The organism is Chroococcidiopsis sp. [FACHB-1243] (assembly GCF_014696895.1).
Classification (GTDB): domain Bacteria; phylum Cyanobacteriota; class Cyanobacteriia; order Cyanobacteriales; family Chroococcidiopsidaceae; genus Chroococcidiopsis.
The window spans coordinates 108,953-135,588 of sequence record NZ_JACJQX010000017.1; the positions used below are offsets into that span (position 1 = coordinate 108,953).

Here is a 26,636-nt window from a genome sequence, read left to right on the forward strand (position 1 = left end):
AGTGACCACCTGTCACTCAACTACCAATGACTCATTAGCAACTCAAAATTAAATTACAGAAGTAAATTTTTTGCATAAATAGTAAAAAAATAGCGATAAATTTATATAAATCCTTACTTTGGGAAGTGTAAAAGGAAAAATTCTCTAACTTCTGAACTTCTTTCCTGCTGCAAGCGACTTAACAATACTGTGCCTTTTTCTGGTAAGAGCAAAGTGACTTAATCTATGAAGTCTTGGAATCAACACCTGACTGCTAAAGTCGCCAGTTCATTCTTAGTTTTGTCTCTGGTAGCTGTTGGCGTGGTGGGAAGCGTTGCTTTCTTTAGTGCTAGAGAGGCTCTCAAGCAGGCTGCTTTCAATCGCCTCAGCGTTGCTGCTACCCTGAAAGAAGAAGAAATTGGGCGTTGGTTTGAAGACCAGCAACGAGATTTTCTCCTCGTGACTCAACATCCAGAACTACAAAGGAATATCAAGATCCTACTAAGTGGCAAAACTGCCAATCCGAATTATCTTGCCGCTGACAAAATTCTCTCTAACTATCTCATTAGTGTCACCCAAACCAAGCCAGCCTTAAGAGAAATTTTCATCCTCGATCGCAGCAATCAGATCGTTCTATCAACTGACAAGCAACGCGAAGGCGACTACGAAATTTTAGCTAACGTTAGCTATTTTGAACGAGTCGAGCTAAAAGATACCTTCGCTCCGATTTTCTACGTTTCGCCCATCACGGGCAAGCCGTCAGTTACCTTGGCAACACCCCTACGCGATGCAGCAGGAGTGCGCCAAGGCATTGTTTTAGCTCACCTCAACTTAGACCGCATCGATCGAATCGTCCGAGAACGCACGGGCTTAGGCGATAGTGGCGAGACATACTTAGTCGGCTCTTTGGTATCAAAAAACGCTTTTATCTCCAAAGCAGAGAAAACTGAAGCACAGGAATTTCCAGAAGGAATTAGCAGTCAAGGCATTGATGCAGCGATGAGTGGTGTCAGCGGCTCTGGACTTTATCGCAACTATGCCAAACTACCAGTTATTGGTGTCTATCGCTGGCTGAACGAGCAAGATTTGGCTTTGTTAGTGGAGATGCAGCAGGAAGAAGCATTTGCCCCTGCTCGCCAACTCGCAGGAACAATCGTACTCGTAGGACTAGCATCGGTAGGTTGTCTGTCGATTGGAGTGTATTGGCTAACCCGACAGTTAAAAATCTCTCGCGAGCAGTTAGAGAATTACAGCCATAAATTGGAACAAAAAGCCCAGGAAGCTGAAGCTGCCAACCTTGCCAAAAGCGAATTTTTGGCTAACATGAGTCACGAACTGCGGACTCCGCTCAATGCCATTCTTGGTTTCAGCCAACTGATGAGCCGCGATCGCTCGCTCAATGCGGCACAGCTAGAAAATTTAGACACGATTAATCGCAGCGGCGAGCATTTGCTGACCTTAATTAATGATGTCCTGTCAATGGCTAAAATTGAGGCGGGGCGCACAATTCTGAATGAAAATAGCTTCAATCTCTACGAGCTATTGGATTCACTAGAAGAGATGTTACAACTCAAAGCAGAAGCCAAGGGCTTACAGCTGATCTTTGAACGCACCCCTGAAGTTCCCCAATGCGTACGCGCAGACGAGAGTAAATTGCGCCAAGTCTTAATTAATCTGCTGGGTAATGCAATTAAATTCACTCAAGCAGGCGGAGCAATCTTGCGCGTGAGAACGAAGCAGGATAAGCAAGAGACATCCCATGTGCCACTTACTCCTACCTGTATCCTACACTTTGAAGTTGAAGATACTGGTCCTGGCATTGCAGCATCAGAGTTGGAGAGATTGTTTAAACCCTTTGTCCAAACGGAAGCAGGTCGAAAATCCCATGAAGGAACTGGTCTGGGTTTAACTATTAGCCAACAGTTCGTGCGCTTAATGGGAGGAGAGATCGCGGTTAGCACGACTTTGGGTCATGGCACAATTTTTAGTTTCGAGATTCCAGTTAGCCCCGCAGCAGTGGTGGAAGTGCAGCCTCGACAGCACTATCGGCGAGTCATGGGACTCGCGCCCGACCAACCGAAGTATCGTATCTTGGTAGTTGAAGATAAATGGGAAAACCGCCAACTGCTAGTCAAGATGCTCGAATCAGTGGGCTTCGAGGTGCGCGAAGCTGAAAATGGTGAAGAAGGAGTGGCGATTTGGGAAAGCTGGCAACCACAATTAATCTGGATGGATATGCGAATGCCAGTGATGGATGGCTATGAAGCGACTAGACAGATTAAAGCCCATCTAAAAGGTCATGCGACAATTATCATCGCTCTAACAGCTAGTGCCTTTGACGAGGAACGCGCTGTAGTTTTATCTGCTGGGTGTAATGATTTTGTCCGCAAGCCCTTGCGGGAAGAAGTTATCTGGGAAAAAATGATGCAGTATTTAGGGGTGCGTTATATCTATGAAGAAAGCACCCAGCAGGTAGCGATCGCTCCTCAGCAAGAAGAAAAAGAACCCTATACGCTGACAGTTCAAAGCTTGAGAGTCATGCCTCCTGAGTGGGTAGCACAGCTACACCAGGCAGCACTGCGGACTGATGAGAAGCTGATTTTCGATCTTCTAGAACAAATTCCACAGGATTATGCTCCTATGGCAACTGCTCTAGCCGATTTAGTAAATAACTTTCGTATTGATAAGATTATCGATCTAACGCAACTAGATTCAGCATGAATGACGATCGCGCTCAGGAGCCTAAAGCGAATATTTTAGTAGTTGACGATAAGCCGGATAACTTACGACTTCTATCTGCGATGCTATCTCAGCTAGGGTATGAAGTCCGTAAAGTGATCGACGGAAAAACAGCCTTGATGACAGCGCAAGCTGCCCCGCCGGATCTCATTTTGCTTGACATCATGATGCCAAACATGAATGGCTATGAGGTCTGCCAACACCTGAAAGCTTCACCAACAACCCGCGATATTCCGGTAATTTTTATCAGCGCCTTAGATGAGGTCATCGATAAAGTTAAAGCTTTTGCAGTCGGAGGAGTTGATTACATTACGAAACCCTTCAGTGAAGAAGAAGTTTTTGCTCGCGTAGAAAATAATCTGACGCTGCGGCGGTTGCAACAGCAGCTGACAGAGCAAAATGCTCGCCTGCAACAAGAAATTTGCGATCGCCAAAAGGCAGAGTCAGCACTATGGCTGAGCCAGTTTTATTTAGACAAATCTAGAGATGCAATCTGTATCATTAATGCAGATGCACGGTTTGTCTATGTCAATGAAGCAGCTTGTCGCATCCTGGGATACTCCCGCGTCCAACTGCTAGATATGGCTGTCCAAGATGTCAATCCCAATTTTCCGACAACAATCTGGCAGTCACATTGGCAGGAAATTCAGCTCAAAGGCTCCTTCACCTTTGAATCGACCTCACGGACTAAAGATGGTCGGGACATCAGCGTGGAAATAACTGCTAATTATTTAGAGTTTAACGGTCAAGAGTATAACTGTGCGATCGTGCGCGATATTACTGCTCGCAAACAGGCAGAAGCAGCACTGCTTGGCAGCGAAGCGAAGTTTCGCCATTTGTTCGAGTCTGCGCCCGTAGGAATTTTCTCTATACGCCTTTTTGATGGTTCGCTGCTGGATGCTAATCAGCACTTTGGGCAAATACTCGGTTATACTTGTGCTGCAGCTAGTGGCACAGATACGATCGCGCAAAAATCCATAACTGATTTTTTGAGCGATCCGACTGCTCAACAGCAGATCTTGGCAGCAAAACAGGCGGCGGGAAAAGTCTGCCAGTGCCAAATCCAAATCCGCAAACAAGACGGATCGATAATTTGGGTATTATTAGCACTACGAATTGATGCAGCAGAGGATTGCGTGGTAGGCGCGATCGCCGAGATTAGCGATCGCCTATAGTGACAAACGAAAGTCAACCTGAGATTACCAGAGATTTTAGCTCCTCAAGGTTTCCTTTAGAATTTCAAGTTCTTCCAGAGCAGCAACCACTTGCAGCTTTCTCACTGTAGTAATCGATCTGCAAGTATCGGTCAATCGCTCTATTTTCCTAAGATTAGGACTCAAGCAAGTCCAGAGATTTCCTGTAATGACAAATACAATCTATCAAATTACATTAATGAACGAAAGGTATGCAGCAACAGCCTTTAAAAAGGTAAGTTTGCAGTAGATAATCTGCAAGAGTTCTAGCAATAAATCTAACTCTCATTTGAGAGCTGGCGATCGCGCAGCTTGCATTTGTAACACTGCCTGCCTTGACGCTGCCCGTTCTTGACCGTAGCAATTGGAGTTGGAGTTGAGACGTTTTCTTTATTCTAGCGAAATCACCATTACCCTTTCAGCAACGCCAGGAGTCACAAATGCAAGTTGTTACATTACCTTTAGAACCAAAATTCGATCCCAGCCAAGGTATCGCGCTCACAGATCTAGCCCAGATTTGGCAATGGCAGTTGGCATTTGACTATCCTAATAGCAGTGTGGCTACCAAAGAGAGTATTGTCTGCTGGCTACTGGGAAACCGTTCGGAACGTCTGGATTCACAGCAGTTTAAACTCGCACAGCAAGGGATAGCATACCGCTACCGGATTTTGCAGAATCGTTATTTAGGACAAGCACCAGAACAGGGGTATCGCCGCCTCTTGACCCGCTTAGGTAGTTTAGTCGTGCTACAAAATAAAATCCGCCTGATGGTGGCTCTGGGTCGCGATCGCCGTTGTCAAATTAGCGAAGTATTGCAAGAGTTTTTGCAAGATTTACTGCAACGCGATTGTTACCTACAACAGCAAATAACAGCGATCGCTGAATGTACGGATGACCTTCGCTTGCGAAACGCCTTACTATTTACTGCGATCGAAGAATACTGTTTGCGACCAGTCCGCAATCAACCGCTGATTGTCTATCGCTTCATCAACTATATGCGTCGCTATGCACCAGGAGGAGTGACGCAAGTACCGAACAACAATGAGATTCGGATTGTTTTTGCTCAAATTCCTACTGAAGATAGCGATCGCAGCTTCAACTTGCTAGATGTACAAGCGATCGGGCAATACAAGGAACAAGAAGAAGCCGCAGAGCAACAGAGCGAGCGTGATGAAGTTAAACAGCAGCTATCTCAATACTTAGCACAAAAGTTGGGACATTCAGCCGTTCAATGGTTAAATTTATATCTGCAAGGACAATCGCAGCAAACGATCGCCGAGCAATTAAATTTGACCGCTAAAGATGTTTACCGCTTGCGCGAAAAAGTTTGCTATCACGCTACGAGACTATTTCAAAAAGGAGACAGGAAACAGGAGATAGAAAATTGGAGAATTCAGAATTAATATTCGATTTTTGTAGGGACGTACAGTTGTGCGCCCCTACGACTCCTCTAGTTTATTGTCTGAGATTACCAGAGATTTTAGCAGCAGATATTTTAAACTAAGTGCGATCGCTTCTCAAAGTTCTAGTTAGTCAACCTGTGTTTTTCTGAGTTTTATTTATGAAATTCCAGAGAATTTCTGTAACGACAAATATAAAGTCATAAATTAACTTAGTAAGTAGAAGGGTTGCTAAAAACTATAATAACTAATCGACTCGAAAATAATCAGAGGTAATCGCAAATGTCTGACTTTACTATCAGCTTAATTCATTTCAAATTTAATCTATTGCGATCGCCATGCCAATGGCTTGACTCTATAGAAATTCATAACTCCAATCTAGCTCGATTGCTGTGCATGACGATCCCTGCTCGTTGTCCCTTTGAGCGAGAAATCAAACTTGGCGATCGCACTATTTTCCGAATTCCGCCTCTATGCAAATTGAACCCTTTCTACGAACAAATTATTGGTCTGCGCTTCAAGTGCTTGTCCTATTTGGCAGATAAATGCGGTGAAGATGTAGCCGTTTATTGTTAGTAAGTTCGAGCCTAGATGAAATATACGGAAAGTTCTCTACATATTAATTGAACCGAAAGGATCGGAAAAACTTATATCGGATGAAGAAATTCTTCAGGCGATCGAATTGTTACGACCTGCTGCCTCAATTTAAATCATCTCATCAAAGTTGTTATGTCGCTTGCGATCGTGGAAACCCTTGCAGATTCCCCTCTCACCCCAGAGTCACCGACTGATACCGATCTTCGAGTCTTGGCTTGCTTGGCAGAACGCAATGTGACGTGGCGTTATTCACTGCTGTCGCGCGATCGCCTGCGAGCGATCTGTACCTTTGATGCCCCCGATGTAGAATCTGTCCGAGAATCCTATCGCAAAGGTGGCGGCATATTTAGTCGTATCTGGGCTGGGGAATTGATTCAGCCACAGGACATTCAACCACGGCGCAATTCATCAATGCTCAAGGTGATTGAAACCACCTATCCCCCGTTCGAGCAGGAGGAGTGGAACGAAATCAGTAGTAGAACCTTAAGCTGTTACGCCCACCGAGGAATTGAGTGGGTGCGATCTTACCTGTCGCTCGATCGCACCCGCGTTATTTGCGAATTGAACGCACCTGATACCCAGTCCATTCGGGAAGCTCAGCACCGAGCTGGAGTTTCTTTCGACCGCGTCTGGTCGGCAACGATCGTCAAACCGTAAGAGCATGTCCTCTGGGAACACTATCATCCTACTCACCCCCACTGGCACTTGTTAACGATCGCTGATGGCGACGCACCAATAGATATAGAAAGTATGGCGCGCCCACTGCTGCTGTCACTACGCCACAAGGAAGCTCAGTCGGTGCAAACAAATGAAAAAGACCGTGCGGCACTACGCCGCCACGCCGACATGATTCTGCACGACAGTTGCGAAGCCGTTTCCCAGTAGTTGGATCGCCAAGATATTGAACAACAGTATCAAGCAGTGATGAAAGTGCTTTAGATCGCAAGTGGCGATCGCCGCAAAATCTTCTCATTGGCAGAAGCAATATTTTGCCAACCAGCTCAGCTTGAAGAAAGAAATGACTTGCAATGCAGGTGATTTGCGCTCTCAGAACTGAGGAAATTGACTTTAACAACACATGTTTAGAATTTTGTTTGCAGTTGCCGAGCCATCAACATCTAATTTTAATCTTGTTTGGTTATCGGCACTATTTGCCGTCATTTTGGCTCTAGTGCATCTGTTCTCTGGTAAACTCCGCTTTCTCGAAAGAACTCCTCGCAGTATTTGGCTGTCTGTAAGTGGCGGTGTTTCAGTTGCCTATGTCTTCGTCCATATCTTGCCCGAATTGAGTCAGGCACAGGAGACAGTTAAAGGTACGGTAGGCAAGGCACTATTGTTTCTAGAACATCACGTATATCTTTTAGCACTATTAGGATTAGCCGTGTTTTATGGCTTAGAACGGGCTGCTAAAGTATCACGCCAGCGCAACCGCCAAGCAGGTAGGGGAGATGTTGCTTCATCGGGTGTTTTCTGGGTGCATATTGCCTCGTTTGCTCTCTACAATGCCTTAGTTGGCTATCTGCTCTTGCATCGAGAGGAACCAAGAGTTCAAAGTTTATGGTTTTTCTTTATGGCAATGGCTTTGCATTTCATCGTCAATGACAATGGATTGCGCGAACATCACCAGCGTACCTATGAAAAAACTGGTCGCTGGATACTGGCAGCAGCAATTATTTGTGGTTGGGCGATCGGGCTGGGAACTCAACTGTCTGAGGCGGCGATCGCGTTACTCTTTGCTTTTCTCGCCGGAGGAATTGTACTTAATGTTTTGAAAGAAGAACTCCCAGAAGAACGCCAAAGTCGCTTCTGGGCTTTTGCCCTCGGTGCAAGTATATATTCTGCGCTTTTGGTCGCACTGTAATGTCGATAGCCTGTTGTCGATCGCGAGTACAGACACTGAAACGTGTTAGGCTATGAGCGTTTTGATCGCGACGCGCGCTGTTGAATTGAAAAATTCAACTCACACAGGGATTAGGTGATGCAACTTCACCTTGACGTTACAAAGTTAATCATCGAGCTAGAGCGGGTGCAAGAGATGAAAGGCAGCAGAACTGTTTGCACGGCTGTGTCTCCACCTCAGGGCAAACACATCTTGTCAATAAAGGGCAATTAGCCACTAGTTGTTGCGAATAAACTCATTAAAGGGTAGCTTATTGAGAACTTATTCTCCAGATATAGCGTAGGTTGAAGCCCAAGAGACTATGTATATTCTCTGGCAAATTTAGATGCGTTTGCCCTGAGTACGCCCTTAACTCGTAAGTTTGACAAATTTAGCCGCACAATACTCTACGTCATTTTAGGTCTGGCAGCGCTCACATTAGCAGTAGGGTTGGGTCAAGGGCAGACCTTTGCCGGAATGTTTGAAGCGGCTGTCGCTTTGGCAGTCAGTGCCATTCCTGAAGGACTACCAGCAGTGGTAACAGTGACGCTAGCAATTGGCGTTAACCGCATGGCACGCCGCCACGCCATTATCCGCAAATTACCTGCGGTAGAGACTTTAGGCGGCGCGACAGTCATTTGCTCTGATAAAACGGGGACGCTGACCGAAAACCAAATGACCGTGCAAGCGATTTATGCCGGAGGCGATCGCTTTACTGTTAGCGGTACGGGTTACAGTCCCGAAGGGGAAATTGGAAAGCAGGGGGAGAGGTTGCCTGTAGCTCTGGAAGAATGTTTTATTGCTGGGTTGTTGTGCAATGACTCTTATTTGTTGAGTATCAGCCATTTAGGGAAAGCGATCGCGTTGAGAATCCGTGGTAGAAGAGTTTCAATAGGTGGTACGAAGGCGATCTCGCTGGGTATTCTTGCCGCAGTCGTGTTGCAGATTGTCTTCAGTCAATGGAGCGTGATGAATAACTTATTTGCGACCGCACCATTGAATCTACAGCAGTGGTTAATTTGTTTGCTGCCTGCTTTACCGATGATTCCGTTGGCTATTTTGGTTAACTGGATCGATCGCCTTGAGTAGGTCGAAACCCAATACTTCTTGGTTAAAGTCGAGTCCCCCTAGCCCCCCCTAACAACGGAGAGAACTCTTGCTCCCGAGAGGCGTGGAGGTTGGGGGATCTTCAGGTACTTTACCCGCTTGAGCAATATCGCGCCCAAAAGCAGCAAGCACACCTTTGTGGTTTTTGAAGGACATCCCCTCACCTCCCAGAAACGCTAAAGCTACGTAAAACATGGCATAGTATCTAAGGGACATAGCATTGAAAGTTAATCTACAAGTGGAATAATTCCAAATAAATAAGGACGTTTGGCTCAATCAAGTAGAGCAACTTCTAGGAGCTATTTTCCAGCGCGACGAGCAAACAACTCGAACTCTAGCTAAGAGCGACCAGCCTTATAGAAATCCCATTGAAATAGCAGCTATGCAACTAGAAAGCGAATGCGATACAGAGGCTTGCTCTTGGTTGAAGCAGCTAGGGTTCAAGATTCCGAAAGAATAAGGGTAAGCAATTGCGTCAGCGTTGCGTAAACGTTGCGATCGCGTCCATACACTCCACTCATAACCATAGCAGGAAATATACTAGCACCGAAACGCGAAAACAGCAGACACTCCAATCCAGCCCTTAACTTGACTCGAACAGGCGATCGCCTTTGTGCAATCGAGTGGCAATTTGGTAAGTTTGTGCTTGAGAACGCATTGTCGGCGCGTGAGCAGCTAAGTAGCGCGCAGCAGCAACCAATACGCGAACTCCAGCCAGAGATTGAGCGTGTAAAGCATATTGGCGAAAAGCAGCTTCCATCTCTTGAATGACGCGAAAATCTCGGTTTTCCCACAACATCATTTTACCTAGCATTGCCATGAGCCGCTGCGGGCTACCACCACTACTGTGGGACAACCATTTAAACCAAGACTAGCAGTAACGAGCTATTTGAAATCATTGCCGGTCGTCGTTGTGCTTCGCTAAGGCAAATAATAAGGGGCGCAGTTTAGAATTGCGCCCCAGCTTTAACATAGAGATTTAATTTTAGAATCGATCTGTTGTTATGTAGATAGCTTCACGAACTTTACATCAGATTCCAGAAAATCTACCTGCTCGTCGATCGAGTTAGCTCAGAACATCGCCATGCTGCTACTAGGTTCATGTCATTGTGGAAAAGAACAAAAAGGATTTCTGTAGGCTAAAAATCTATCCTCTTGTAGCTTTACTATTGACTGTAGGATCGAGTCATGCTGGAGAAAAAATGGTAGAGCAAATTGGCGTAGGACTGGTTGGTTATGGCATGGCAGCTCGCGTGTTTCACGCGCCAATCATTCAGTCAATTCCCCATCTGAAACTGAAAAAGGTGGTCGAACGACATGGGAATCAATCTAATCAAGATTATCCTGGGGTGGAAGTCGTGCGCGATACCACGACACTCTTGCAAGATGAAGAGATAGCTCTGGTCGTAATTACGACTCCAAATATCTCCCATTTCGATCTAGCACGCCAGTCTTTATTAGCAAATAAACACGTCGTAGTTGAAAAGCCTTTTACTGTTAACTCAAACCAAGCACAGCAATTGATAGATTTGGCGCGTCAGCAAAACAAGTTCATTAGCGTGCATCACAACCGGAGGTGGGATGGTGATTTTCTCACAGTGAAGCGGTTGTTAGATAGTCAGCTTTTAGGACGCTTAGTCGAATATGAGTCCCATTACGATCGCTTCAGAAATGACGTGAAGCCGAATGCCTGGAGGGAAGGCGAAGGGAATGGGAGTGGAGTTCTGTTCGATCTCGGCTCGCACTTAATAGACCAGGCGCAGGTTCTATTTGGCTTACCACAAGCGATCGCGTCGGACATCAGAATCCAAAGAGATTTTGGCAAGGCAGACGATAATTTTGAGCTAATACTGGATTACGACAACTTGAAAGTGACTTTGAAGGTGAGTATGCTAGTAAAGGAGCAATGTTCGCGTTTCATTTTACATGGTACGGAAGGTTCTTTTATTAAATATGGTTACGATCCGCAAGAAGAAGCTTTGAAGCAAGGACTCACACCCGCCGAACCAAACTGGGGAGAAGAGCCTAGAGAGAAATGGGGTACGTTGAGGACACAAATTAGCGGGCTACAAGTGGAGGGGCAGATTGAAACGCTTGCAGGTTGTTATCAAGCTTACTATCAGAATATAGCTGATACAATTGGCGATCGCTCAGAGCTTAGTGTTAAGCCTGAAGAAGCAAGAAATACAATTCGCATTATCGAATTGGCAATGCAAAGCAACAAAGAAAAATGCACAGTTCCCTTCTCTTTGTAAGTGAATACCCGATCCTTTTTCGATCGCTTTGGGCGAGACGAATAATCTACGCTCCTTTAGCTTGCTCCAGATTCAATTTCCCCTGTTGTCTGCTGTTTTGCCTGCTTTAATGCCTCCTGAAAACTGTCAATATCTTTGCCATAGCCGCACAGTTGGGCAACTGCTGCTAATTCTTGAGAAGCATTGGCTCTGGCACAATTAAGCAACGCAGCTCCTTGAAGCAGCTGCTGCCCTAAAAGTAACTGTTCTTTAGACTCACCCCAGAAGGCACTATAAGTCCAGACTTCTTCACTTCCCTGCAATTCCAGCGACCAACGGCAAATAGCTGATTTCGGGTTCACGCCAATTTCAATCAGCTTCGCACCCATGTAGTATTCCATCTGCGATTTCGTTCTTTCTTTGAGCGCCAAAGGCTGATTTTTGTTCAGCTTGCGGGACATATGAGCTTGTGTGTGTTTAACCATATCGATCCTGCTTGAGGATTTGGTAATTGTTCAACTATGATAAATTCTTCACGGCATCACTCAGCTTGATGTACCATATCAATCAATACCTCATCAGCAATATCACCATAGGTATACGGTTGCACTCATGCTCGCGACATAGAATGAGAAGAGTTTCATTGTTGCCCTGAATTTCACCAGCAACGTTAAACAACTATGAGTGCAGTTCCCAACATCACCCTCAACGACGGCAAGGCGCTAGAAATCGGCTATCGGCATATCGATACTGCACAGATGTATGGCAACGAGAAGCAGGTGGGTGAGGCTATCCGCGCCTCTAGTCTCGATCGCAGCAACATTTTCGTCACCAGCAAGCTCAACAACGGTTTCCACCAGCCTGATGACGCTTGCAAGGCATTCAACACCACACTCTTAGAACTCGGCTTCGACTACGTGGATCTGTTCCTCATCCACTGGCCTTTGCCGACGCTCTACGACGGCGACTTCGTTTCGACCTGGAAGACGCTGGAGGAATTCCATCGCGACGGTCGCGCCCGCTCCATCGGAGTGTCGAACTTCCAGATCGACCACCTGGAACGGCTGGCAGCCCAGACCGATATAGTTCCGGCAGTCAACCAAATCGAGGTACACCCCTACTTCACCAATCAGGCAGTACGCAGCTACGGTCAGGAACATCAGATCGCTACCGAGGCGTAGTCACCATTGGCGCAGGGCAAGCTACTTGAGAACCCCACGATCGCTCGGCTTGCTCACAAGGTAGGCAAAACTCCAGCGCAGGTCGTGTTGCGCTGGCACATCCAACGCGGTGACATCGTATTTCCGAAGTCGGTGACACCATCGCGCATGAAGGAAAACTTTGAACTGTTTGACTTTGAACTGAGTTCCACCGACATTGACACAATCTCCGCACTCGATCGGGGCGAGTCCGGTCGCACTGGTCCAAACCCAGACAAGTTCGCCTACGTTCCTAGCTGACTCTAGTTTTGTGTTAATAGTGCAGAGGAAGCTTGGGATAAGGGCAATCCGCTTTCCAAAGGAAGTCAAAAACGCCTAGCCTCAAGAGGGGGAAAGAATTCTCACTCAAGAGCAGGCTGGAGAGCGCGAGTATGATTCTGAGGGACATTTCCACGTAGACAAACAAGCGCAACAGTTCCAGCCATCAGTACAGATATTATACTTTTGCAAAAAGTTAGAGCTGGCTTTGAATACATAGCTGCTCCTATCAATGCAACAGGCGAAGATTTACTAGATTTAGCCAAAGTTGCCAAAGCTAAAGTTATCCAAGAGTATGGTAGTCAAACTTTACCACTAAACTTAGTAGCAATTACTAATGGAGCTAGAGTCATACGTCATCCGCTTCTTACTATTTTTGGTGTAGCAGTTACCGTAATTTTAGATTGGTATCACTTGAGCAAAAAATTAAGAGAGATAATGTCAATGATTGCTAGCAATAAACTTGAGAAAGCAAAGCATTTAAAGTTTTTACTTTCTCAATTGTGGCAGGGCAATACTGAAGAGTGTTCTTGAGTATTTTAACTACCAGGTTAATGCTAGAAATGTAGACAAGTAGATTTGACAGTCGGCTCTCGCCAGAAGAACAAAGGGATGAGTTGGCGACCACTAGGCAGCAAAGCTTTATGTCTACTCAAGGTAGTTGAACTTAACGGTCAGTGGCAGCAGTTATGGTTCCCCACTCAGGCTGCTCGATCGACGGATATTTTACAGCTCGAAACAAAGTGGGGGCGATAGCTCTACAACATCTCCCTATTTCTTTTATTTTGACTAGCTCAAATCCTGACTTGAACTCTGCTTTAGGTTAGATAATTGTCTGCGACAGAAAAAGTTATTTAAGATTATTACGAATTAATTTTATACCTAGAGCTGGACTTAGTTTTTCAATTCATACGGTAATAGATACTAATAAAAACCACCAATTTAAAATGTAGTAAATATAACTTAGCTAGGTGTCTCTTTAGAATGATTAAGCTGTGAGCTGTAATTGTTAGGCTAGACGTTAAGAACAACCAAATATTCATCTAGTTTTTAATCTTTTTTAATTCAGGAGATAATTGACATGGTTGAAAATAAGCAGGCTTTAGAAAAACAGGTTGAAAATGCTAACCGCGCGACAACAGATCGCTCCTACACCAATCCAACGGATACAAACATAGGCGCTGGAATATCTACATCTGCAAACGCTCCTACAACTACGCCTCAACCCGATGCTCGTCCAGCAAACGGAAGTAACAATGCTGCATTAAACCGGGCGCTGCTAGGAGGACTTATTGGTGTTACGTTAGGCTCATTAGCTGGTGCTTTCGCTGGCAAGAGAATAGGGCGGGGATTTAACCATACTGTAAAAGGTATAGGAGATGCATCAAAGACTATTGGTAATGGTCTTGGTCAAACAGCAAAAGGTCTAGGGGATGCGGCAAAGAGTATCGCTGAGGGTACTATCCAAACCGTTGTAGGTGGTGCAATAGACACGGCAGAAGGTGTGGCTGACGCATCTAAGCAAACCGCGGTAGGTACGCTCGACGCAGTACAGAACGTAGCGCAGGGTGTAAATCGCGCTGTACAAGTTGCTGCGGACAAAGCTAAAGATACGGCACAAAATGTCGCTGAGGGAGCCAAGCAGACCACGGTAGGTACGCTCGACGCAGTACAGAACGTAGCGCAGAGTGTCGATCGCACCGTACAAGATACTACAGACATAGCAAAAGATACAGTACAGAACGCCGAACCATTTAAAGATCGAAGCGATCGATATCAAGAGAGAACAGCTCTAGGCGATGCCTTTGGCGGTTCGCGAAGCGACCTTCGGCAAACCGAGAATGATGAAGTTGGTATGGAAGATTTTGACCGGACACCAACTGTCTATATTTCAAATTCAGAGCAAACAGAAGGGACTTTCGGAGAGACACCTATGACTATAGATGAATGAATGCCAATAGCTTTTGTTCAAAAAGACTCATCTGAAGAAAAACTTACTTGGCTTTAGTTACTCTCATGAATAAATGAATGACGTTGCCAGCTAGTAATTTCTTAGTTTGTAGCTGAAGTGGGTTTAACAAGGTAGTTCTTAAGAAATAAAGATAAGTAAAAATTCGGTTTATCAAGCGATTAATTATGCTTATCTTTTGGACTTTGAGGACTACCTACACACAAAATCATGAGTTATTAGTGAATAGATCGTTCACGCTTTTACCAGACCAGACTTTGGAAATCAAAGTAAAAATGTTTAGATATTGCTTTTCGTCTTAGCACAAAGTAGAAGATTATGATGAACGAGAACCAGCAGGTTTTAGACCACTCCGAAGAAAACGTTGATTTGTTTACAGATCGAGTCAATGATGATGTAGCAGGTCAAAGTAAGAACAATGAGTTAGCTAAAGTAGCAATTGGAGCGCTGATTGGTGCTACGTTAGGTGCGGTTGCTGCGGCTTTAACTATTAAGGGGACAACCGAAAAGGTTGAACGAACTGTAAAAAGTGTAGGAAATGCGGTAAAAGGTGCAACTGGGAGTTTCAATCAAACTGTAACAAATGTAGGCGACGCAATAAAAACTGTAGCTGATAGTGTCAACGAAACTGTAAAAGATGTAGGAGATGCCGTTAAAGATACAGCTTTGGACGTTAACGCCACGACAACAAATACAGTCAGTGCTGTGAAAGGTACAGCTGTAGGAATCAACGACACTGTGAAAAATACAGTGGATATTGTCAAGGGTGCAACTGAAGGTGTTAAAGACACTGTGAAAGGTACAGTGGACGTAGCCACGAGCGCAGTTGCGAATGCGGATGATACTTCATCTGAGAGTCAGAGTACCAATGTATCTAAAGACCAGGTAGCATACATTTTAGTTCCACTAGACAAAAATAAATAACGGTGTGTGAGTAGCAATGAACATTGTTGACTGACAAATATGTGAGCGCGGACAACATCAGTTACATCAAATAAACAACTCAGGGGATACATAAAAGAATTCCCCCAAAGCCTTAGCCTATGACTTGCTGACCTTCCGCTTGCCATCGATCGCTTCAGAAACTACTTCCTTAGACCCGATCGCATCGATTAATTTCACCTGTTTGAAATCCCTTGTTTCCATCAGATGTAGGAGAATGGATTGAGGAGTTGCAGCATTAAGTTGATAGTGTTCGCCCTCAAAATTCTCAATTAGTATTATCAGCAGATCTAGAAAAGCATCTTCTTCTAGTGTGCGACCGCGATGCTCCAACTCTTCAGCTAGAGCAATCGCAGCTTCCTTTTCTAATTCAGTTTCAATGACTTTTGGTTGATATTGTACCAGCAAGTTAGCATAAGCTTCTTTATCAATAATATGAATCATTCTTCTAGTCTTGTTTGTCGGAGTCGGCAAGCGTCAAAGCATATTTAATATAAAATCTTTGCTGTGAATAGACAAGAGTGATAATTAATCTATAATTCTTTTCTCCAATAAATAAGTTGGCGATCGAAACCTGCCGCATTTGATAACAGCTCAACTGTTGCAGCTCAAATCCCCCGATCCTGATAAGTTGGCTGTGGAAACGCTTCAGACACACAAAGCCAATCCCAAACGCGGGGCAGCAATTATCAAACAAGTTCTGTCGTTTGCACGAGGTGTCGAAGGAGAGCGCAAAGTTCTTCAGTTGAAGTACTTGCTTTTAGAAGTTCGGCTGATTGTGAAATAAACATTTTCCCCAATCAACAGGATCGGTTTGCTTGACAATCGCTTGCCACAAGTAGTGTTTAGATTTACAACTCACTCTTAACGTCTTGCCTAACGTGGGATAAGCTGAAATTGGTCGCAAATGTGCAGCCAGTTACTGTTTTGTTGACTTTGCTGCAGTTGATTTTGATAAATTTTGCGGTAATCAACCGCTATGAGAATCCTACTAGTTGAGGATGATGAACTGGTTGCCAAAGCTTTAGCTCAATTCCTTAGCGATCGGCACTATGCTATCGATATCGCTACAGATGGTCAGGTAGGTTGGGAACTATTAGTAGCATATACGTACGACTTAATTCTACTAGATGTCATGTTGCCCAAGCTAGATGGCATTACCCTTTGTCGGCAGTTGCGACGCATTGGCGATCGCACCCCGATTATCTTAGTGACTGCTAAAGATAACGGCACTAGTAAAGTTATTGGTTTGGACGCAGGGGCAGATGATTATGTGACTAAGCCTGTTGACTTAGCAGAATTATCGGCTCGGATACGCGCTCTACTGCGACGAGGGGATTTTGCCGTACCTCCCGTATTGGAGTGGGGCGACCTACGCCTCGATCCGAGTATATGTAAAGTCAGCTACAGCAACCAGCCGATCGATTTGACTCCAAAAGAGTATGTACTACTAGAGCTTTTCCTCCGCAATCGCCATCGCGTTTTTAGTTGTGGAGTCATCCTCGATCGCTTATGGTCTTATGATGAAGAAACTCCAGGTGAGGATACGGTGAGATCTCACATCAAGGGGTTAAGGATGAAGCTGCGAGCGGCGGGAGTGCTAGACGATCCAATTGAGACAGTCTACGGCATTGGCTACCGCCTCAAATCGTTAGAACAGACAAAAACCAAGGAAAAAGCCAAAGTTGGGAAGAAAGCAGCTCGTCTTTCACCCCAACAAGAACAGCAGACGCTTACAGGAGTGGCAAGAGTTTGGGAACGAGTTAAAGAAAAGTTTATTGGGCGAGTCGTAACAATCGAGCAAGCGATCGCTTTACTGCCACAGCGATCGCTGGACGAGCAATTGCGTTCCTCAGCAGAGCAGGAGGCGCACAAGCTGGCAGGTTCGCTGGGAATGTACGGCTTTGCCTTGGGTTCTCGCCTCGCTCGGCAAATCGAAAACTTGCTGCAAGCTGGGGTCTTGGTAACTCCAGAGCGATCGCGGCAACTGTCCGAACTCGTTGCGGCACTGCATCGAGAATTGCAACGCCCAACCGTTCAGAATCCAGAACTGCTATCGCAAGATGAATCTCCTTGGCTATTGATCGTAGAGCCAGACCGCTCATTGTCTGAAGGCTTAGTCATGGAGGCGGCTAGTCGGGGAATGCGCAGCGAAATCGTGACAGACCCAGTTGCCATTGAGGCGCAGCTCAAAGCGCGATCGCGTCCTGATGCGGTGCTGCTGGACTTCTCTGCTGATACGGCTCAAGCAGGCGTAAAATTGCTAACAGAGCTGAATGCTTATACCCCACCTGTGCCAGCACTAATTCTCACAGACCGAGATAGCTTGCTCGATCGCGTTACAGTTGCTCGTTTGGGTGGACGCGGGTTTTTACATAAGTTTCTACCTCCAGCGCGAGTCCTCGATGCCGTGACGCAAATGTTGCAGCGCTGCCGTACTGCCGCAACGAGAATTATTGCTGTGGACGATGACCCGCAGGTATTGCAAGCCCTACACGTTTTACTAGAACCTTGGGGCATCAAAGTCTCGACCGTCAACAATCCCTTGCAGTTCTGGGACACTTTAGAAGCTGTAGCACCGGATCTACTCATTCTTGATGTAGAAATGCCGCAAATTAGTGGGATTGAGCTTTGCCAAGTTGCACGCAACGATCCGCGTTGGAGTGGACTACCAATTCTATTTCTGACCGCGCACGCGGATGCTGAAACGATGCAGCGCGTATTTGCTGCAGGTGCCGACGATTATGTTAGTAAACCAATAGTCGGACCCGAACTGGTCAGCCGCATCCTCAATCGGCTAGAGCGATCGCGCCTATTGCAGAATCTCGCTCAAACCGATGCTCTGACTAAAGTTGCCAATCGCCGCCAGTCAACCCAAGAGTTATCCCAACTGCTGCGCTTAGCCCAGTTGCACGACCGACCGCTATGCTTCGCTATTCTAGATTTAGATCGTCTCAAGCAGATCAACGACCGATATGGTCATGCAGTCGGAGATGAAGTATTGTCCCGCTTGGGAGAGCAGCTGCGACGCACCTTTCAAAGTGAAGATGTTGTAGGTCGATGGGGTGGGGCAGAGTTCGTTGTCGGGATGTATGGGATGACGGCAAGCGATGGAGTGCGGCGGCTGCTTGAAGTCCTGCTTAACTTGCGTCGGCAGGATTTTACTCCCGATCGCGGACAATTGACCGTGACTTTTAGTGCTGGTGTCGTCCAGTATCCCCAAGACGGTTCTGACTTGCAAGCGTTATATCGAGCTGCGGATATTGTATTACAGCAAGCTAAAGTCGCGGGAGGCGATCGCGTACTCAGCGGTTAGTTAAACATCTAGTTTACCCGTTGGGGCAAGCTAGGGGAGTAGGGGAAGTAAGGGAAGTAGGGGAAGAAACGTTATGAAAGCTCCATTGCCTAAAGATGAAGCAGCTAGACTTGAAGCCCTGCATCAATACCAAATTTTGGACACCGACCCAGAAGTAGCTTTTGACGACCTGACTCGATTAGCAGCACAGATCTGCAACACTCCTATTGCCCTAGTCAGCCTGATCGACGATTGCCGCCAGTGGTTCAAGTCAAAAGTGGGATTGCAGGCAAGAGAAACACTTCGCGATCTGGCGTTTTGTAGTTATGCCATGCTGCAACCCAGCGATGTTCTGATTGTCCCCGATACACTTGAAGACGAACGATTTGCCACTAATCCGCTAGTGACTGCTGTACCTCACATTCGATTTTATGCTGGCGCTCCGCTCGTGACTCCTAAGGGATATCCACTGGGGATGCTCTGCGTCATCGATCGGCTACCACGGCAGTTAACTGAAGCACAGGTTGAGGCATTACGCATCCTGAGTCGTCAGGTCATGGCTCAACTGGAGTTGAGGCGGCATTTAGTAGAATCAGCGCGACTAAATACTCAATTGCAAGCTGAAATCAGCGATCGCCAGCGGATCGAAGCGGAACGACAGCCACTTTTGGCTCGCGAACAAGCAGCACGGACAGAGGCAGAAACAGCCCGCAATCGAGTGATAAGCATTCTAGAAAGTATCACCGATGCATTTTTTGCTTTGGATGGCGAGTGGCGATTTACCTACTTGAACGATCGCGCAGAGCAACTCTTACAGCGATCGCGCGATCGCTTGCTAGGACAAAGTATTTGGCAAGAGTTTCCTGAAGCCGTCAATTCTAATTTTTACCAAAAGTATCGCCAAGCAAGAGCGCAGCAGGTTAGTGTCGAATTTGAAGAGTTCTATCCGCCGCTTCAGACATGGTTTGCAGTCCATGCTTATCCTACTAAAGAAGGTTTGTCTATTTATTTTAATGACATTACAGCACGCAAATCGGCAGAGCAGAAGCTAAAACAGATTACATTGCTACAGCAGGCAATTTTAGAGAGCGCCAACTATACGATTATTTCTACTACTGTTGACGGTACGATTTGCACCTTCAACTCCACCGCCGAGCGCTGGTTGGGATATACTGCCTCTGAAGTTGTCAACAAAACTACGCCCGCACTCATTCACGACTGGAACGAAATCGCTCAACGGGCGCAGGAATTATCGCAGGAGATGGGAGTACCGATTGAGCCTGGTTTTGAGGTTTTTGTTGCCAAGGCACGGCGCGGAGAGCCAGACGAGTGCGAATGGTCTTACATCCGCAAGGACGGCAGCCGCTTTCCAGTGCTACTATCAGTGACGCGCTTGGTAGATGCGGCAGGCAACATTACCGGATTTCTTGGCATTGGCAGCGACATCACAGAACGCAAGCGTTCGGAAAGAGAGTTACAACGCCAGAATTTGCGCTTGCAACTGTTTGCTGAAGTCTCGCAGAAGATCCGTCAGTCTCTGCATTTAGAAGAAATTCTCCAAGCTGCCGTTACAGAAGTGCAAAGAATTCTCCAGGTAGATCGAGTCCTGTGCTATCAGTTGCGCTCGGATGGCTCTGGCACAGTCGTGCAAGAAGCAGTAGTACCTGGCTGTATGCCAATTCTAGGGCGGAACATTGTTGACCATTGCTTTCGAGAAGAGTATGCCCAATTGTACCGTCAGGGACGAATCAGCGCGATCGCTGACATCGAGCAGGCTGACATCCAACCTTGCCACGTCGAATTTTTGCGGCAGTTTAATGTTAAGGCAAACTTGGTAGTACCGATTTTACTACGGGAAGACCTTTGGGGTTTGTTAATTGCACATCATTGTACTGCCCCCCGACAGTGGGCTAGTTTTGAACTAGAACTGTTGCAACATCTAGCCAACCAAATCGGCATTGCGATCGCTCAAGCTCAACTTCTAGAACAAGAAGTCCGGCAACGCCAAGAACTACACGCCCTGAGTCGGGCGCTGGAAAGTGCAGTCGAGGGCATCTCGCGGCTAGACACGCAGGGACGTTATATCATGGTCAACCCAGCATATGCCAGCATGGTAGGCTACCAACCAGAAGAATTGATTGGTATGCAGTGGCAGCTCACCGTCCACCCCGAAGACCGAGAAAAAATGCAGGCTGCTTACCAAAAGATGCTACTACAAGGCAAAGTAGAAGTTGAAGCTAGGGCAGTGCGTCAAGATGGCTCAGTCTTCGACAAGCAACTCGTCATGGTCAATGAATACGATCGCCAGCAGCAATTCATCGGTCATTACTGCTTTATGAAAGACATTAGCGATCGCCGAGAAATCGAACGGATCAAAGATGAGTTCGTCTCGGTGGTGAGTCACGAGCTGCGGACACCCCTAACTTCGATTCGCGGCGCTTTAGGTCTTTTAGCCAGCGGCGTACTGCACGTTAACCCTGAAAAGGCGCAACGCATGTTAGATATTGCTGTAAATAATACCGATCGATTAATCCGCCTGATCAATGATATTTTGGATATCGAGCGCATCGAGTCAGGCAAAGTCGCCATGAACAAACAAGCTTGCGATGCTGCTTCCCTGATGAGCCAGGCGATCGAAGTCGTGCGACCCCTGGCAGAGAAGGCAGAAATCAGCTTATCCGTAACTCCAATCTCCGCTCAACTGTGGGCTGACCCCGATCGGATCGTTCAGGTCTTTACCAACTTATTCAGCAATGCGATTAAATTCTCACCCCCAGGATCTACTGTGTGGCTCAGCGCCGAATTAGGGAGTCGGGAATCGGAAGCAGAGGAGCAGAGGAGCAGGGAAGCAGGACAAAGGGACAAGGGGGACAAGGGGGACAAGGGGGACAAGGGGGACAAGGAGGACAAGGGGACAAGGGGACAAGGAGGACAAGGAAGCAGAGGAGCAGAGGAGCGATCCAACATCCAAAATTTCCCGACTCGCGACTCCCGAACGCCAGTTTGCTCAACGGGGGACACCCCCGCACGCAACTGGCTCCTCCCGACTCCCTATATCACGTTCCAAGTAAAAGATATAGGACGAGGCATTCCAGAAGATAAGCTCGAAACTATCTTTGGACGCTTTCAGCAGGTGGATGCCTCTGACTCGCGGAAAAAAGGAGGGACTGGTTTGGGTTTAGCCATCTGTCGCAATATTGTGCAGCGTCATGGAGGGCGAATTTGGGTGACTAGCACTCTTGGCACAGGCAGCACTTTTTACTTCATTCTGCCCATCCTCCAGCCTACGCCACCTGCTGAATCAGAAATATCAACCGCTACCTCACTCCTCACCCCTTACTCCTCACCCCTCATCTTAGTCTGCGATGACGATCCCTCTGTCCGCACTGTAGTGCAAGCCATGCTCGAACAGGGAGGATACCGAGCGATAACAGTAGCTTCTGGGCAGGAAGCAGTCGTGGAGGCAGCCCAACAGCATCCTGACGCGATCCTCCTCAACTTAATGATGCCAGGGATGAACGGCTGGGAAACTCTAGCAGCGCTGAAAGCACAAGCGAAGACAAAAGACATTCCAGTTACGATCCTCAGCGGCTTACTACCAGACGCATCACCTCATCCAGGGGTAAGCGATTGGATTGTTAAACCTCCAGATGAGCGATCGCTGTTCCAGGCTTTAAGTCGAGCCTTGTGCGATCGCAACATCAAAGTTTTGATCGTAGAAGATGACACCGATCTCGCGCGAGTGCTGATTGCTATGTTTGAACGCTATGGCATTGAAACTTTTCATGCCCAAACAGGCACAGAAGCGATCCAACTGGGTCAAAAGATTATTCCTGATTTGCTGGTACTCGATCTGATCGTGCCAGAAGGCGATGGGTTTGCCGTAGTAGACTGGCTGCGACAGCATAACCGTCTGTGCCAAGTGTCGCTCGTCGTCTACACTGCAAAAGATATCAGCGTTAACGACCGCGAGCGATTGAAGCTAGGACAAACTTTATTTCTTACTAAAGGACGAGTTAAACCAGAGGAATTTGAGCAACAAGTCATTAGCTTGCTTAACCGCATTATTCATCATCGGGAGGGAAATAGCGATGGTGGCAGCTAAGCGTATTCTGATTATTGATGACGAAGACGATATTCGAGAAGTAGCCCAACTTAGTTTAGAAGCAGTAGGTGGCTGGGAAGTTGCAACCGCCGCTTCGGGTATAGAAGGATTGGAGAAAGCAGCAGCCGAACAGCCTGATGCTATTCTCTTGGATGTGATGATGCCCGACATGGATGGCATTGCTACCTTTAAACAACTGCAAGCCAACCCAACAACTGGGCATATCCCAGTCATTTTACTTACGGCGAAAGTGCAATCTGCCGAACGGCAGCGCTTCGCTCAACTCGGCATGACAGCAGCAATTGACAAACCTTTCGATCCAATGGAATTAGCCGATCGAGTGACAGAAATCTTAGGCTGGAATTGCTGAAAAAATCTTTTTCCTCTCCACGAGTTCTCCATTTTTTCACTCTAACTTCAAGATAGAGCTAACCGATCCTGACTTTCACCGAAGTTGAGTAGCTCAACCAGGTACAAAGATCGTTTCGCAGCTCTGACTGACTGAAAATTTCAAACTCTAGTACAGTGCTTGTAGCTAGCTGGAGAGATAGATAACTCAGAGGGAGGGATATTTATCGTGTATAACATTGACCACACAGAAGAATTTGATTCAAGCGTCGCTTTATTAGTTGATATTTTCAAGCTAAAAAACAAGGCACTTGTAGAATCTTGCCGCAAGACTTTTATTGCTCTGTTTGGTTCTGATTGTACAACAGATATGATGACTGCCGCAGTCTTTCAGTTAGCTGCAACTGATTCCGATACTTGTCACTGGGCTTTACACACTTTTTACGAGCTGGATGCTTGTCTTAAATTAATCGAAGGAGCTATTAAGTTTGCTATCCAAAAATTAATTGGGTTAGGTTTTGTTCTGGGCAAAGACTTTAGTGCCAATGCCAACGGAGAAATTTTACTTAATCGAGCAGCTAAGATAACTTTGCTAAAAAATATTTCAGATGCGGATTGGAACTTTCTCAAAGAAATTTTACAAGTTGTTGAATAGTTGTACAAAATTACTAAAAAGTAGGACTTGAAAATCAAACTAGGTAATTAAAACATGAACGTGTTGAGTTCAAATTGCTCTCAAATTAGTTTATTTTCACCACTTCGTCAGTGGATTAAATCGATAAAAATTGTTGATTCTGGAATAGCTCGCTTGGTATGCCGAGTTATTCCTGCTCGTTGTCCATTCGAGCGCAAGATTCAACTTTTCAACCGCACATTACTTTACATCCCACCCTTGTGCAAGCTTAATCCTCTCTACGAGCAATTAGTTGAACTACGCTACAAATCCTTATGTTATTTAGTAGATGAATGCGGTGAAGATGTAACTATTTACTACCAAACAATGGGAGATTAATATGTCTCGCGATCGCAATAGTTCGCCATTTGTAAAAATTGTCTATGCCAAGACTATATTGAATGGAAAACTAGAGATAGTTCCTCTAGAATTATATGCCGATGGTTCGTTGAAACGAGGGGAGTATTAAATGACCGGCACTCAAGTAAAAACTCTAGACGATGCGAGCAAAAAACAGGCGTTCGCGCCTCAGCCGCAGGTAAAGCAAAGTGTTAGTAACTGCTACATGAAGCGCGTAGAAAAGAAAATTGCTCTCGCTCGCGGTGTAGAAGGTTCATTGAACCTATCAACCTCGATCTCTCTGCCAATACCTAGATTTCGCAAGCGCCAGATGGTTCGCTTCATTGGTGGTATAGGCACGATCGAGAATTATAGAGCCAGTGCTGGCGCATGGCTTTATATGGTAGCAATGGCTCAAGGTCCGGAGCCAGAAATGGGTAGGATTGGTCCCGAAACAACGATCGTGCTGTATGAAGCAGATCTTCAGGCGGTGATAAACTAAGAGCCACAACGGATTTACTTTGAAATAAATGGGACGTGGAATACTGTAACGCTTTGAGCCAGTAAAAGCAGTAGTAATTATGGCGATCGCAGGCAACACAAAAAAGCCGATCGAATATGATGAAATGTGGTCATTTGTTAATAGTAAAAAAAACGACGTTTATATCTGGCTAGCAATTGAACGCTTGAATAATACCTTTAGACAGCGTGTTTCTCGACTGGTAAGAGAAAGTCTATCATTCTCCAAACAGCTCCGCGATCGCATTGGAGCGATTTGATACTTCATTCATAGCTACAATGCAGAAGTGACAAGGACTTGAGCCTCACCACTACTTCCATATCACTACCTTCTGACATTATTAGAATTAGTTCACCCACCACAATAAGTACTTCAACCGAACCTGGTTTGAGGAGGGCAGTTGGGTAGCGGCGCACTAGTTGACACTCCATCGCCCTATAAGGACGAGGATCCTTAAGAGATTTTCACTCTTAAGGGCTGTGCCAAAACAGCCGCTACTCTCTCCAGGTTAAACCCATCGAGGCTACATTTATGGTTTTTATAACTGCTGAGTCATTATACTCGTGCAGTTTTTCTTCAGCATAACACCAACGTGAAGGGAAACCATCAGTGTACCTATCATCTGCTCCAAATTGGTTGAAAAATGTGATGAGCTGTGAACCAGTGCGATATGGGGAAAGTTTTTCACCTATGATAACAGAACGAAGTACCGATATTGTTTGTTCAGAGATCTTCACACTTCAATGAACCTCGAATATTATACCAATCACTTTCAAGTATGTCCTAACAAAGAACCTGAAGCCACTTAATAATTGAGTTGAAACACACAGCAACAGTTCAAAACATTCATTATATCTCTCTACCAGATTGTCTTACAGCAAAATTAGCTGAAATTAATGCTCTTTGCGCCCAAAAAATTTTATAAAAATGGGGCGATCGCCAGTCTTTTCTCCAAGCGCGATCGCCCCCTCATCAACAAACCAGCGGGCGATCGCCCTTAAAGGCAATTCTCAACAGTAATGTAATTGCTGTCGCTCGGACAAAGCACTATTGGGCTAGAGTAACCTAGCTCGGCGCAATCGTTCGATCAAAGCATTCCGTTTACTATACTGCCCATAAATTTGATTCAATCGCTCTTGAAAGGCTGGATATTTATCTCGATCTTGTGCTAAATTTCGTAGCTGCACTAATATCTCAACGGCGCAATCGTAGGTCTTGGCTTGGGGTTTTTGTAGCAGTGCTTCTACTTCGTCCCATGCTTGTGTTTCCCGTCCAGCCGATGTTTGTAGTTCTTGAATTTGCTGAGCCTCTGCTGCTTGTCGTTGGCGTTTTTCTGCCTCGGTTCGCTCTGTTTGAGTTGCATTTAAAAGCTGTTGAATGGTTCGGACAGACCGATCGGCAGAAGAGGTGGCGATCGCGCCAAATAATTGTTGCTTAAACTTGACAGATAGGTGAGGTTCTGACTTTGCTAGTCGCAGCAGGAAAGCATCGCACTCGCTGCGGGATAGCTGGGCGATCGCTTGCTCGATCGTTTGTTCTGAAGATAGCGATCGGTTCGCTGCTAGAGCTGGATGCAGCTTTAATAAGACTTACGCAGTCGATCCCCCAAACCCCCGCCAAATCGGGGGCTTAAAGTCCCCCCTTTTTTAAGGGGGGAACCAGGGCTGACAGGTGTAGGTATTTTACAACTAGGAGGAATTGGAGTAGTAAAACTCGTCAACAGGGGTAGGAGGAAAGGAACTCCATCGAGGAAGATGAATCGATAAGCCATTAAGCAAATCAGCCATCAGGGTCAAAAAACCCAGCAAAAAACCAGAAATCTGGCGGAGTGGTTTTGAG

26 protein-coding genes and 4 pseudogenes are annotated in these 26,636 nt (G+C 46.0%); 24 read left to right on the top strand and 6 right to left on the bottom strand.

Going from position 1 to position 26,636, the window contains the following annotated elements; translation table 11 throughout:
* Positions 1 to 225 precede the first annotated feature (225 nt).
* From H6G17_RS14620 to H6G17_RS14640, 5 genes are all read left to right on the top strand, one after another.
* A complete protein-coding gene (locus H6G17_RS14620) occupies positions 226 to 2,700 on the top strand; it encodes an ATP-binding protein (RefSeq protein WP_192158279.1) in 2,475 nt (824 codons plus the stop codon).
* On the top strand, positions 2,697 to 3,893 hold the full coding sequence (locus H6G17_RS14625) for a PAS domain S-box protein (protein ID WP_192158281.1): 1,197 nt from the start codon (positions 2,697 to 2,699) through the stop codon (positions 3,891 to 3,893). The genes H6G17_RS14620 and H6G17_RS14625 overlap by 4 nt, the downstream gene beginning before the upstream one ends.
* Positions 3,894 to 4,351: 458 nt before the next feature.
* Positions 4,352 to 5,314 carry a hypothetical protein gene (locus H6G17_RS14630; RefSeq protein WP_192158283.1) on the top strand — a complete coding sequence of 321 codons (963 nt, stop codon included), beginning with the start codon at positions 4,352 to 4,354 and terminating at the stop codon, positions 5,312 to 5,314.
* Positions 5,315 to 5,593: 279 nt separating this feature from the next.
* Positions 5,594 to 5,887, top strand: a complete 294-nt coding sequence (locus H6G17_RS14635) for a Mo-dependent nitrogenase C-terminal domain-containing protein (RefSeq protein WP_192158285.1) — start codon at positions 5,594 to 5,596, stop codon at positions 5,885 to 5,887.
* 153 nt (positions 5,888 to 6,040) lie between these two features.
* On the top strand, positions 6,041 to 6,565 hold the full coding sequence (locus tag H6G17_RS14640) for a DUF4242 domain-containing protein (RefSeq protein WP_192158287.1): 525 nt from the start codon (positions 6,041 to 6,043) through the stop codon (positions 6,563 to 6,565).
* Between the two features lie 28 nt (positions 6,566 to 6,593).
* Here the strand turns inward: H6G17_RS14640 and H6G17_RS34655 are convergent.
* Positions 6,594 to 6,716 (bottom strand): annotated as a pseudogene (locus H6G17_RS34655) (iron chelate uptake ABC transporter family permease subunit); the annotation flags it as partial.
* 270 nt (positions 6,717 to 6,986) lie between these two features.
* On the opposite strand from H6G17_RS34655, the gene H6G17_RS14650 reads away from it, so the two are divergent.
* Together H6G17_RS14650 and H6G17_RS34125 are read left to right on the top strand one after the other, a co-directional pair.
* The gene (locus H6G17_RS14650; RefSeq protein WP_192158289.1) at positions 6,987 to 7,769 is read left to right on the top strand and encodes a hypothetical protein; all 783 of its coding nucleotides are present in this window, start codon (positions 6,987 to 6,989) and stop codon (positions 7,767 to 7,769) included.
* Between the two features lie 372 nt (positions 7,770 to 8,141).
* Positions 8,142 to 8,876: pseudogene (locus tag H6G17_RS34125) on the top strand (HAD-IC family P-type ATPase); the annotation flags it as partial.
* A 48-nt stretch (positions 8,877 to 8,924) separates the two neighbouring features.
* Here the strand turns inward: H6G17_RS34125 and H6G17_RS14660 are convergent.
* Positions 8,925 to 9,110, bottom strand: coding sequence for a hypothetical protein (locus H6G17_RS14660; protein WP_192158291.1), 186 nt, complete (start codon positions 9,108 to 9,110; stop codon positions 8,925 to 8,927).
* A 367-nt stretch (positions 9,111 to 9,477) separates the two neighbouring features.
* Entirely contained in the window at positions 9,478 to 9,714 is a 237-nt protein-coding gene (locus H6G17_RS14665; RefSeq protein WP_199316727.1) for a hypothetical protein, read from the bottom strand.
* Between the two features lie 382 nt (positions 9,715 to 10,096).
* On the opposite strand from H6G17_RS14665, the gene H6G17_RS14670 reads away from it, so the two are divergent.
* Positions 10,097 to 11,149 (top strand): oxidoreductase, encoded by a 1,053-nt coding sequence (locus H6G17_RS14670; RefSeq protein WP_192158333.1) that lies wholly within the window; start codon positions 10,097 to 10,099, stop codon positions 11,147 to 11,149.
* A 56-nt stretch (positions 11,150 to 11,205) separates the two neighbouring features.
* Here the strand turns inward: H6G17_RS14670 and H6G17_RS14675 are convergent, their stop codons facing one another.
* Positions 11,206 to 11,613 (bottom strand): hypothetical protein, encoded by a 408-nt coding sequence (locus tag H6G17_RS14675; RefSeq protein ID WP_192158293.1) that lies wholly within the window; start codon positions 11,611 to 11,613, stop codon positions 11,206 to 11,208.
* Between the two features lie 195 nt (positions 11,614 to 11,808).
* On the opposite strand from H6G17_RS14675, the pseudogene H6G17_RS14680 reads away from it, so the two are divergent.
* The 5 genes and pseudogenes from H6G17_RS14680 (at position 11,809) to H6G17_RS14700 (ending at position 15,499) form a co-directional block, all read left to right on the top strand.
* Positions 11,809 to 12,588, top strand: a pseudogene (locus tag H6G17_RS14680) (aldo/keto reductase).
* A 204-nt stretch (positions 12,589 to 12,792) separates the two neighbouring features.
* A complete protein-coding gene (locus H6G17_RS14685) occupies positions 12,793 to 13,140 on the top strand; it encodes a hypothetical protein (protein WP_192158295.1) in 348 nt (115 codons plus the stop codon).
* Between the two features lie 78 nt (positions 13,141 to 13,218).
* Positions 13,219 to 13,362, top strand: a complete 144-nt coding sequence (locus tag H6G17_RS14690) for a hypothetical protein (RefSeq protein WP_192158297.1) — start codon at positions 13,219 to 13,221, stop codon at positions 13,360 to 13,362.
* Between the two features lie 325 nt (positions 13,363 to 13,687).
* Complete coding sequence (locus H6G17_RS14695; RefSeq protein WP_192158299.1) at positions 13,688 to 14,557, top strand: hypothetical protein; 870 nt, start codon at positions 13,688 to 13,690, stop codon at positions 14,555 to 14,557.
* Positions 14,558 to 14,893: 336 nt separating this feature from the next.
* Positions 14,894 to 15,499 (top strand): hypothetical protein, encoded by a 606-nt coding sequence (locus H6G17_RS14700; RefSeq protein ID WP_199316729.1) that lies wholly within the window; start codon positions 14,894 to 14,896, stop codon positions 15,497 to 15,499.
* Positions 15,500 to 15,616: 117 nt separating this feature from the next.
* Here the strand turns inward: H6G17_RS14700 and H6G17_RS14705 are convergent, their stop codons facing one another.
* Both H6G17_RS14705 and H6G17_RS14710 read right to left on the bottom strand, forming a co-directional pair.
* Positions 15,617 to 15,961 carry a transcriptional regulator gene (locus tag H6G17_RS14705; protein WP_192158301.1) on the bottom strand — a complete coding sequence of 115 codons (345 nt, stop codon included), beginning with the start codon at positions 15,959 to 15,961 and terminating at the stop codon, positions 15,617 to 15,619.
* 4 nt (positions 15,962 to 15,965) lie between these two features.
* Positions 15,966 to 16,100: a type II toxin-antitoxin system HigB family toxin gene (locus H6G17_RS14710; protein ID WP_192158303.1), complete on the bottom strand. Its 135-nt coding sequence runs from the start codon at positions 16,098 to 16,100 to the stop codon at positions 15,966 to 15,968.
* Here H6G17_RS14710 and H6G17_RS14715 point away from each other — a divergent pair, their 5' ends adjacent.
* From H6G17_RS14715 to H6G17_RS14760, 11 genes and pseudogenes are all read left to right on the top strand, one after another.
* A complete protein-coding gene (locus tag H6G17_RS14715; RefSeq protein WP_192158305.1) occupies positions 16,101 to 16,304 on the top strand; it encodes a hypothetical protein in 204 nt (67 codons plus the stop codon). It abuts the gene before it with no gap.
* A 192-nt stretch (positions 16,305 to 16,496) separates the two neighbouring features.
* Positions 16,497 to 18,833, top strand: a complete 2,337-nt coding sequence (locus tag H6G17_RS14720; RefSeq protein WP_192158307.1) for a response regulator — start codon at positions 16,497 to 16,499, stop codon at positions 18,831 to 18,833.
* 73 nt (positions 18,834 to 18,906) lie between these two features.
* The gene (locus tag H6G17_RS14725; protein ID WP_192158309.1) at positions 18,907 to 22,917 is read left to right on the top strand and encodes a PAS domain S-box protein; all 4,011 of its coding nucleotides are present in this window, start codon (positions 18,907 to 18,909) and stop codon (positions 22,915 to 22,917) included.
* Entirely contained in the window at positions 22,907 to 23,287 is a 381-nt protein-coding gene (locus H6G17_RS14730; RefSeq protein ID WP_192158337.1) for a response regulator, read from the top strand. The genes H6G17_RS14725 and H6G17_RS14730 overlap by 11 nt, the downstream gene beginning before the upstream one ends.
* Before the next feature lie 207 nt (positions 23,288 to 23,494).
* Positions 23,495 to 23,920 carry a hypothetical protein gene (locus H6G17_RS14735; RefSeq protein WP_192158311.1) on the top strand — a complete coding sequence of 142 codons (426 nt, stop codon included), beginning with the start codon at positions 23,495 to 23,497 and terminating at the stop codon, positions 23,918 to 23,920.
* Positions 23,921 to 23,974: 54 nt separating this feature from the next.
* On the top strand, positions 23,975 to 24,277 hold the full coding sequence (locus H6G17_RS14740; RefSeq protein WP_192158313.1) for a Mo-dependent nitrogenase C-terminal domain-containing protein: 303 nt from the start codon (positions 23,975 to 23,977) through the stop codon (positions 24,275 to 24,277).
* Position 24,278: 1 nt separating this feature from the next.
* Positions 24,279 to 24,407: a hypothetical protein gene (locus H6G17_RS34130; protein WP_277876005.1), complete on the top strand. Its 129-nt coding sequence runs from the start codon at positions 24,279 to 24,281 to the stop codon at positions 24,405 to 24,407.
* Positions 24,408 to 24,779, top strand: coding sequence for a hypothetical protein (locus H6G17_RS14745; protein WP_192158339.1), 372 nt, complete (start codon positions 24,408 to 24,410; stop codon positions 24,777 to 24,779). It abuts the gene before it with no gap.
* 109 nt (positions 24,780 to 24,888) lie between these two features.
* Positions 24,889 to 25,056 (top strand): annotated as a pseudogene (locus H6G17_RS32610) (IS1 family transposase); the annotation flags it as partial.
* A gap of 996 nt (positions 25,057 to 26,052) precedes the next feature.
* Positions 26,053 to 26,235: a hypothetical protein gene (locus H6G17_RS14755; RefSeq protein WP_192158315.1), complete on the top strand. Its 183-nt coding sequence runs from the start codon at positions 26,053 to 26,055 to the stop codon at positions 26,233 to 26,235.
* A gap of 27 nt (positions 26,236 to 26,262) precedes the next feature.
* On the top strand, positions 26,263 to 26,430 hold the full coding sequence (locus H6G17_RS14760; RefSeq protein ID WP_192158317.1) for a hypothetical protein: 168 nt from the start codon (positions 26,263 to 26,265) through the stop codon (positions 26,428 to 26,430).
* The last annotated feature ends 206 nt before the right edge of the window (positions 26,431 to 26,636 follow it).

Coding starts and splice junctions, on each gene's coding strand:
- H6G17_RS14740 (WP_192158313.1), top strand. CDS start 23,975: ATGAACGTGTTGAGTTCAAATTGCTCTCAAATTAGTTTATTTTCACCA.
- H6G17_RS14650 (WP_192158289.1), top strand. CDS start 6,987: ATGTTTAGAATTTTGTTTGCAGTTGCCGAGCCATCAACATCTAATTTT.
- H6G17_RS14630 (WP_192158283.1), top strand. CDS start 4,352: ATGCAAGTTGTTACATTACCTTTAGAACCAAAATTCGATCCCAGCCAA.
- H6G17_RS14625 (WP_192158281.1), top strand. CDS start 2,697: ATGAATGACGATCGCGCTCAGGAGCCTAAAGCGAATATTTTAGTAGTT.
- H6G17_RS14665 (WP_199316727.1), bottom strand. CDS start 9,714: ATGGCAATGCTAGGTAAAATGATGTTGTGGGAAAACCGAGATTTTCGC.
- H6G17_RS14660 (WP_192158291.1), bottom strand. CDS start 9,110: ATGTCCCTTAGATACTATGCCATGTTTTACGTAGCTTTAGCGTTTCTG.
- H6G17_RS14725 (WP_192158309.1), top strand. CDS start 18,907: ATGAAAGCTCCATTGCCTAAAGATGAAGCAGCTAGACTTGAAGCCCTG.
- H6G17_RS14700 (WP_199316729.1), top strand. CDS start 14,894: ATGATGAACGAGAACCAGCAGGTTTTAGACCACTCCGAAGAAAACGTT.
- H6G17_RS14705 (WP_192158301.1), bottom strand. CDS start 15,961: ATGATTCATATTATTGATAAAGAAGCTTATGCTAACTTGCTGGTACAA.
- H6G17_RS14620 (WP_192158279.1), top strand. CDS start 226: ATGAAGTCTTGGAATCAACACCTGACTGCTAAAGTCGCCAGTTCATTC.
- H6G17_RS14640 (WP_192158287.1), top strand. CDS start 6,041: ATGTCGCTTGCGATCGTGGAAACCCTTGCAGATTCCCCTCTCACCCCA.
- H6G17_RS14755 (WP_192158315.1), top strand. CDS start 26,053: ATGCTTGTGTTTCCCGTCCAGCCGATGTTTGTAGTTCTTGAATTTGCT.
- H6G17_RS14675 (WP_192158293.1), bottom strand. CDS start 11,613: ATGGTTAAACACACACAAGCTCATATGTCCCGCAAGCTGAACAAAAAT.
- H6G17_RS14710 (WP_192158303.1), bottom strand. CDS start 16,100: ATGCGGCAGGTTTCGATCGCCAACTTATTTATTGGAGAAAAGAATTAT.
- H6G17_RS14720 (WP_192158307.1), top strand. CDS start 16,497: ATGAGAATCCTACTAGTTGAGGATGATGAACTGGTTGCCAAAGCTTTA.
- H6G17_RS14635 (WP_192158285.1), top strand. CDS start 5,594: ATGTCTGACTTTACTATCAGCTTAATTCATTTCAAATTTAATCTATTG.
- H6G17_RS34130 (WP_277876005.1), top strand. CDS start 24,279: ATGTCTCGCGATCGCAATAGTTCGCCATTTGTAAAAATTGTCTATGCC.
- H6G17_RS14695 (WP_192158299.1), top strand. CDS start 13,688: ATGGTTGAAAATAAGCAGGCTTTAGAAAAACAGGTTGAAAATGCTAAC.
- H6G17_RS14690 (WP_192158297.1), top strand. CDS start 13,219: ATGAGTTGGCGACCACTAGGCAGCAAAGCTTTATGTCTACTCAAGGTA.
- H6G17_RS14670 (WP_192158333.1), top strand. CDS start 10,097: ATGGTAGAGCAAATTGGCGTAGGACTGGTTGGTTATGGCATGGCAGCT.
- H6G17_RS14745 (WP_192158339.1), top strand. CDS start 24,408: ATGACCGGCACTCAAGTAAAAACTCTAGACGATGCGAGCAAAAAACAG.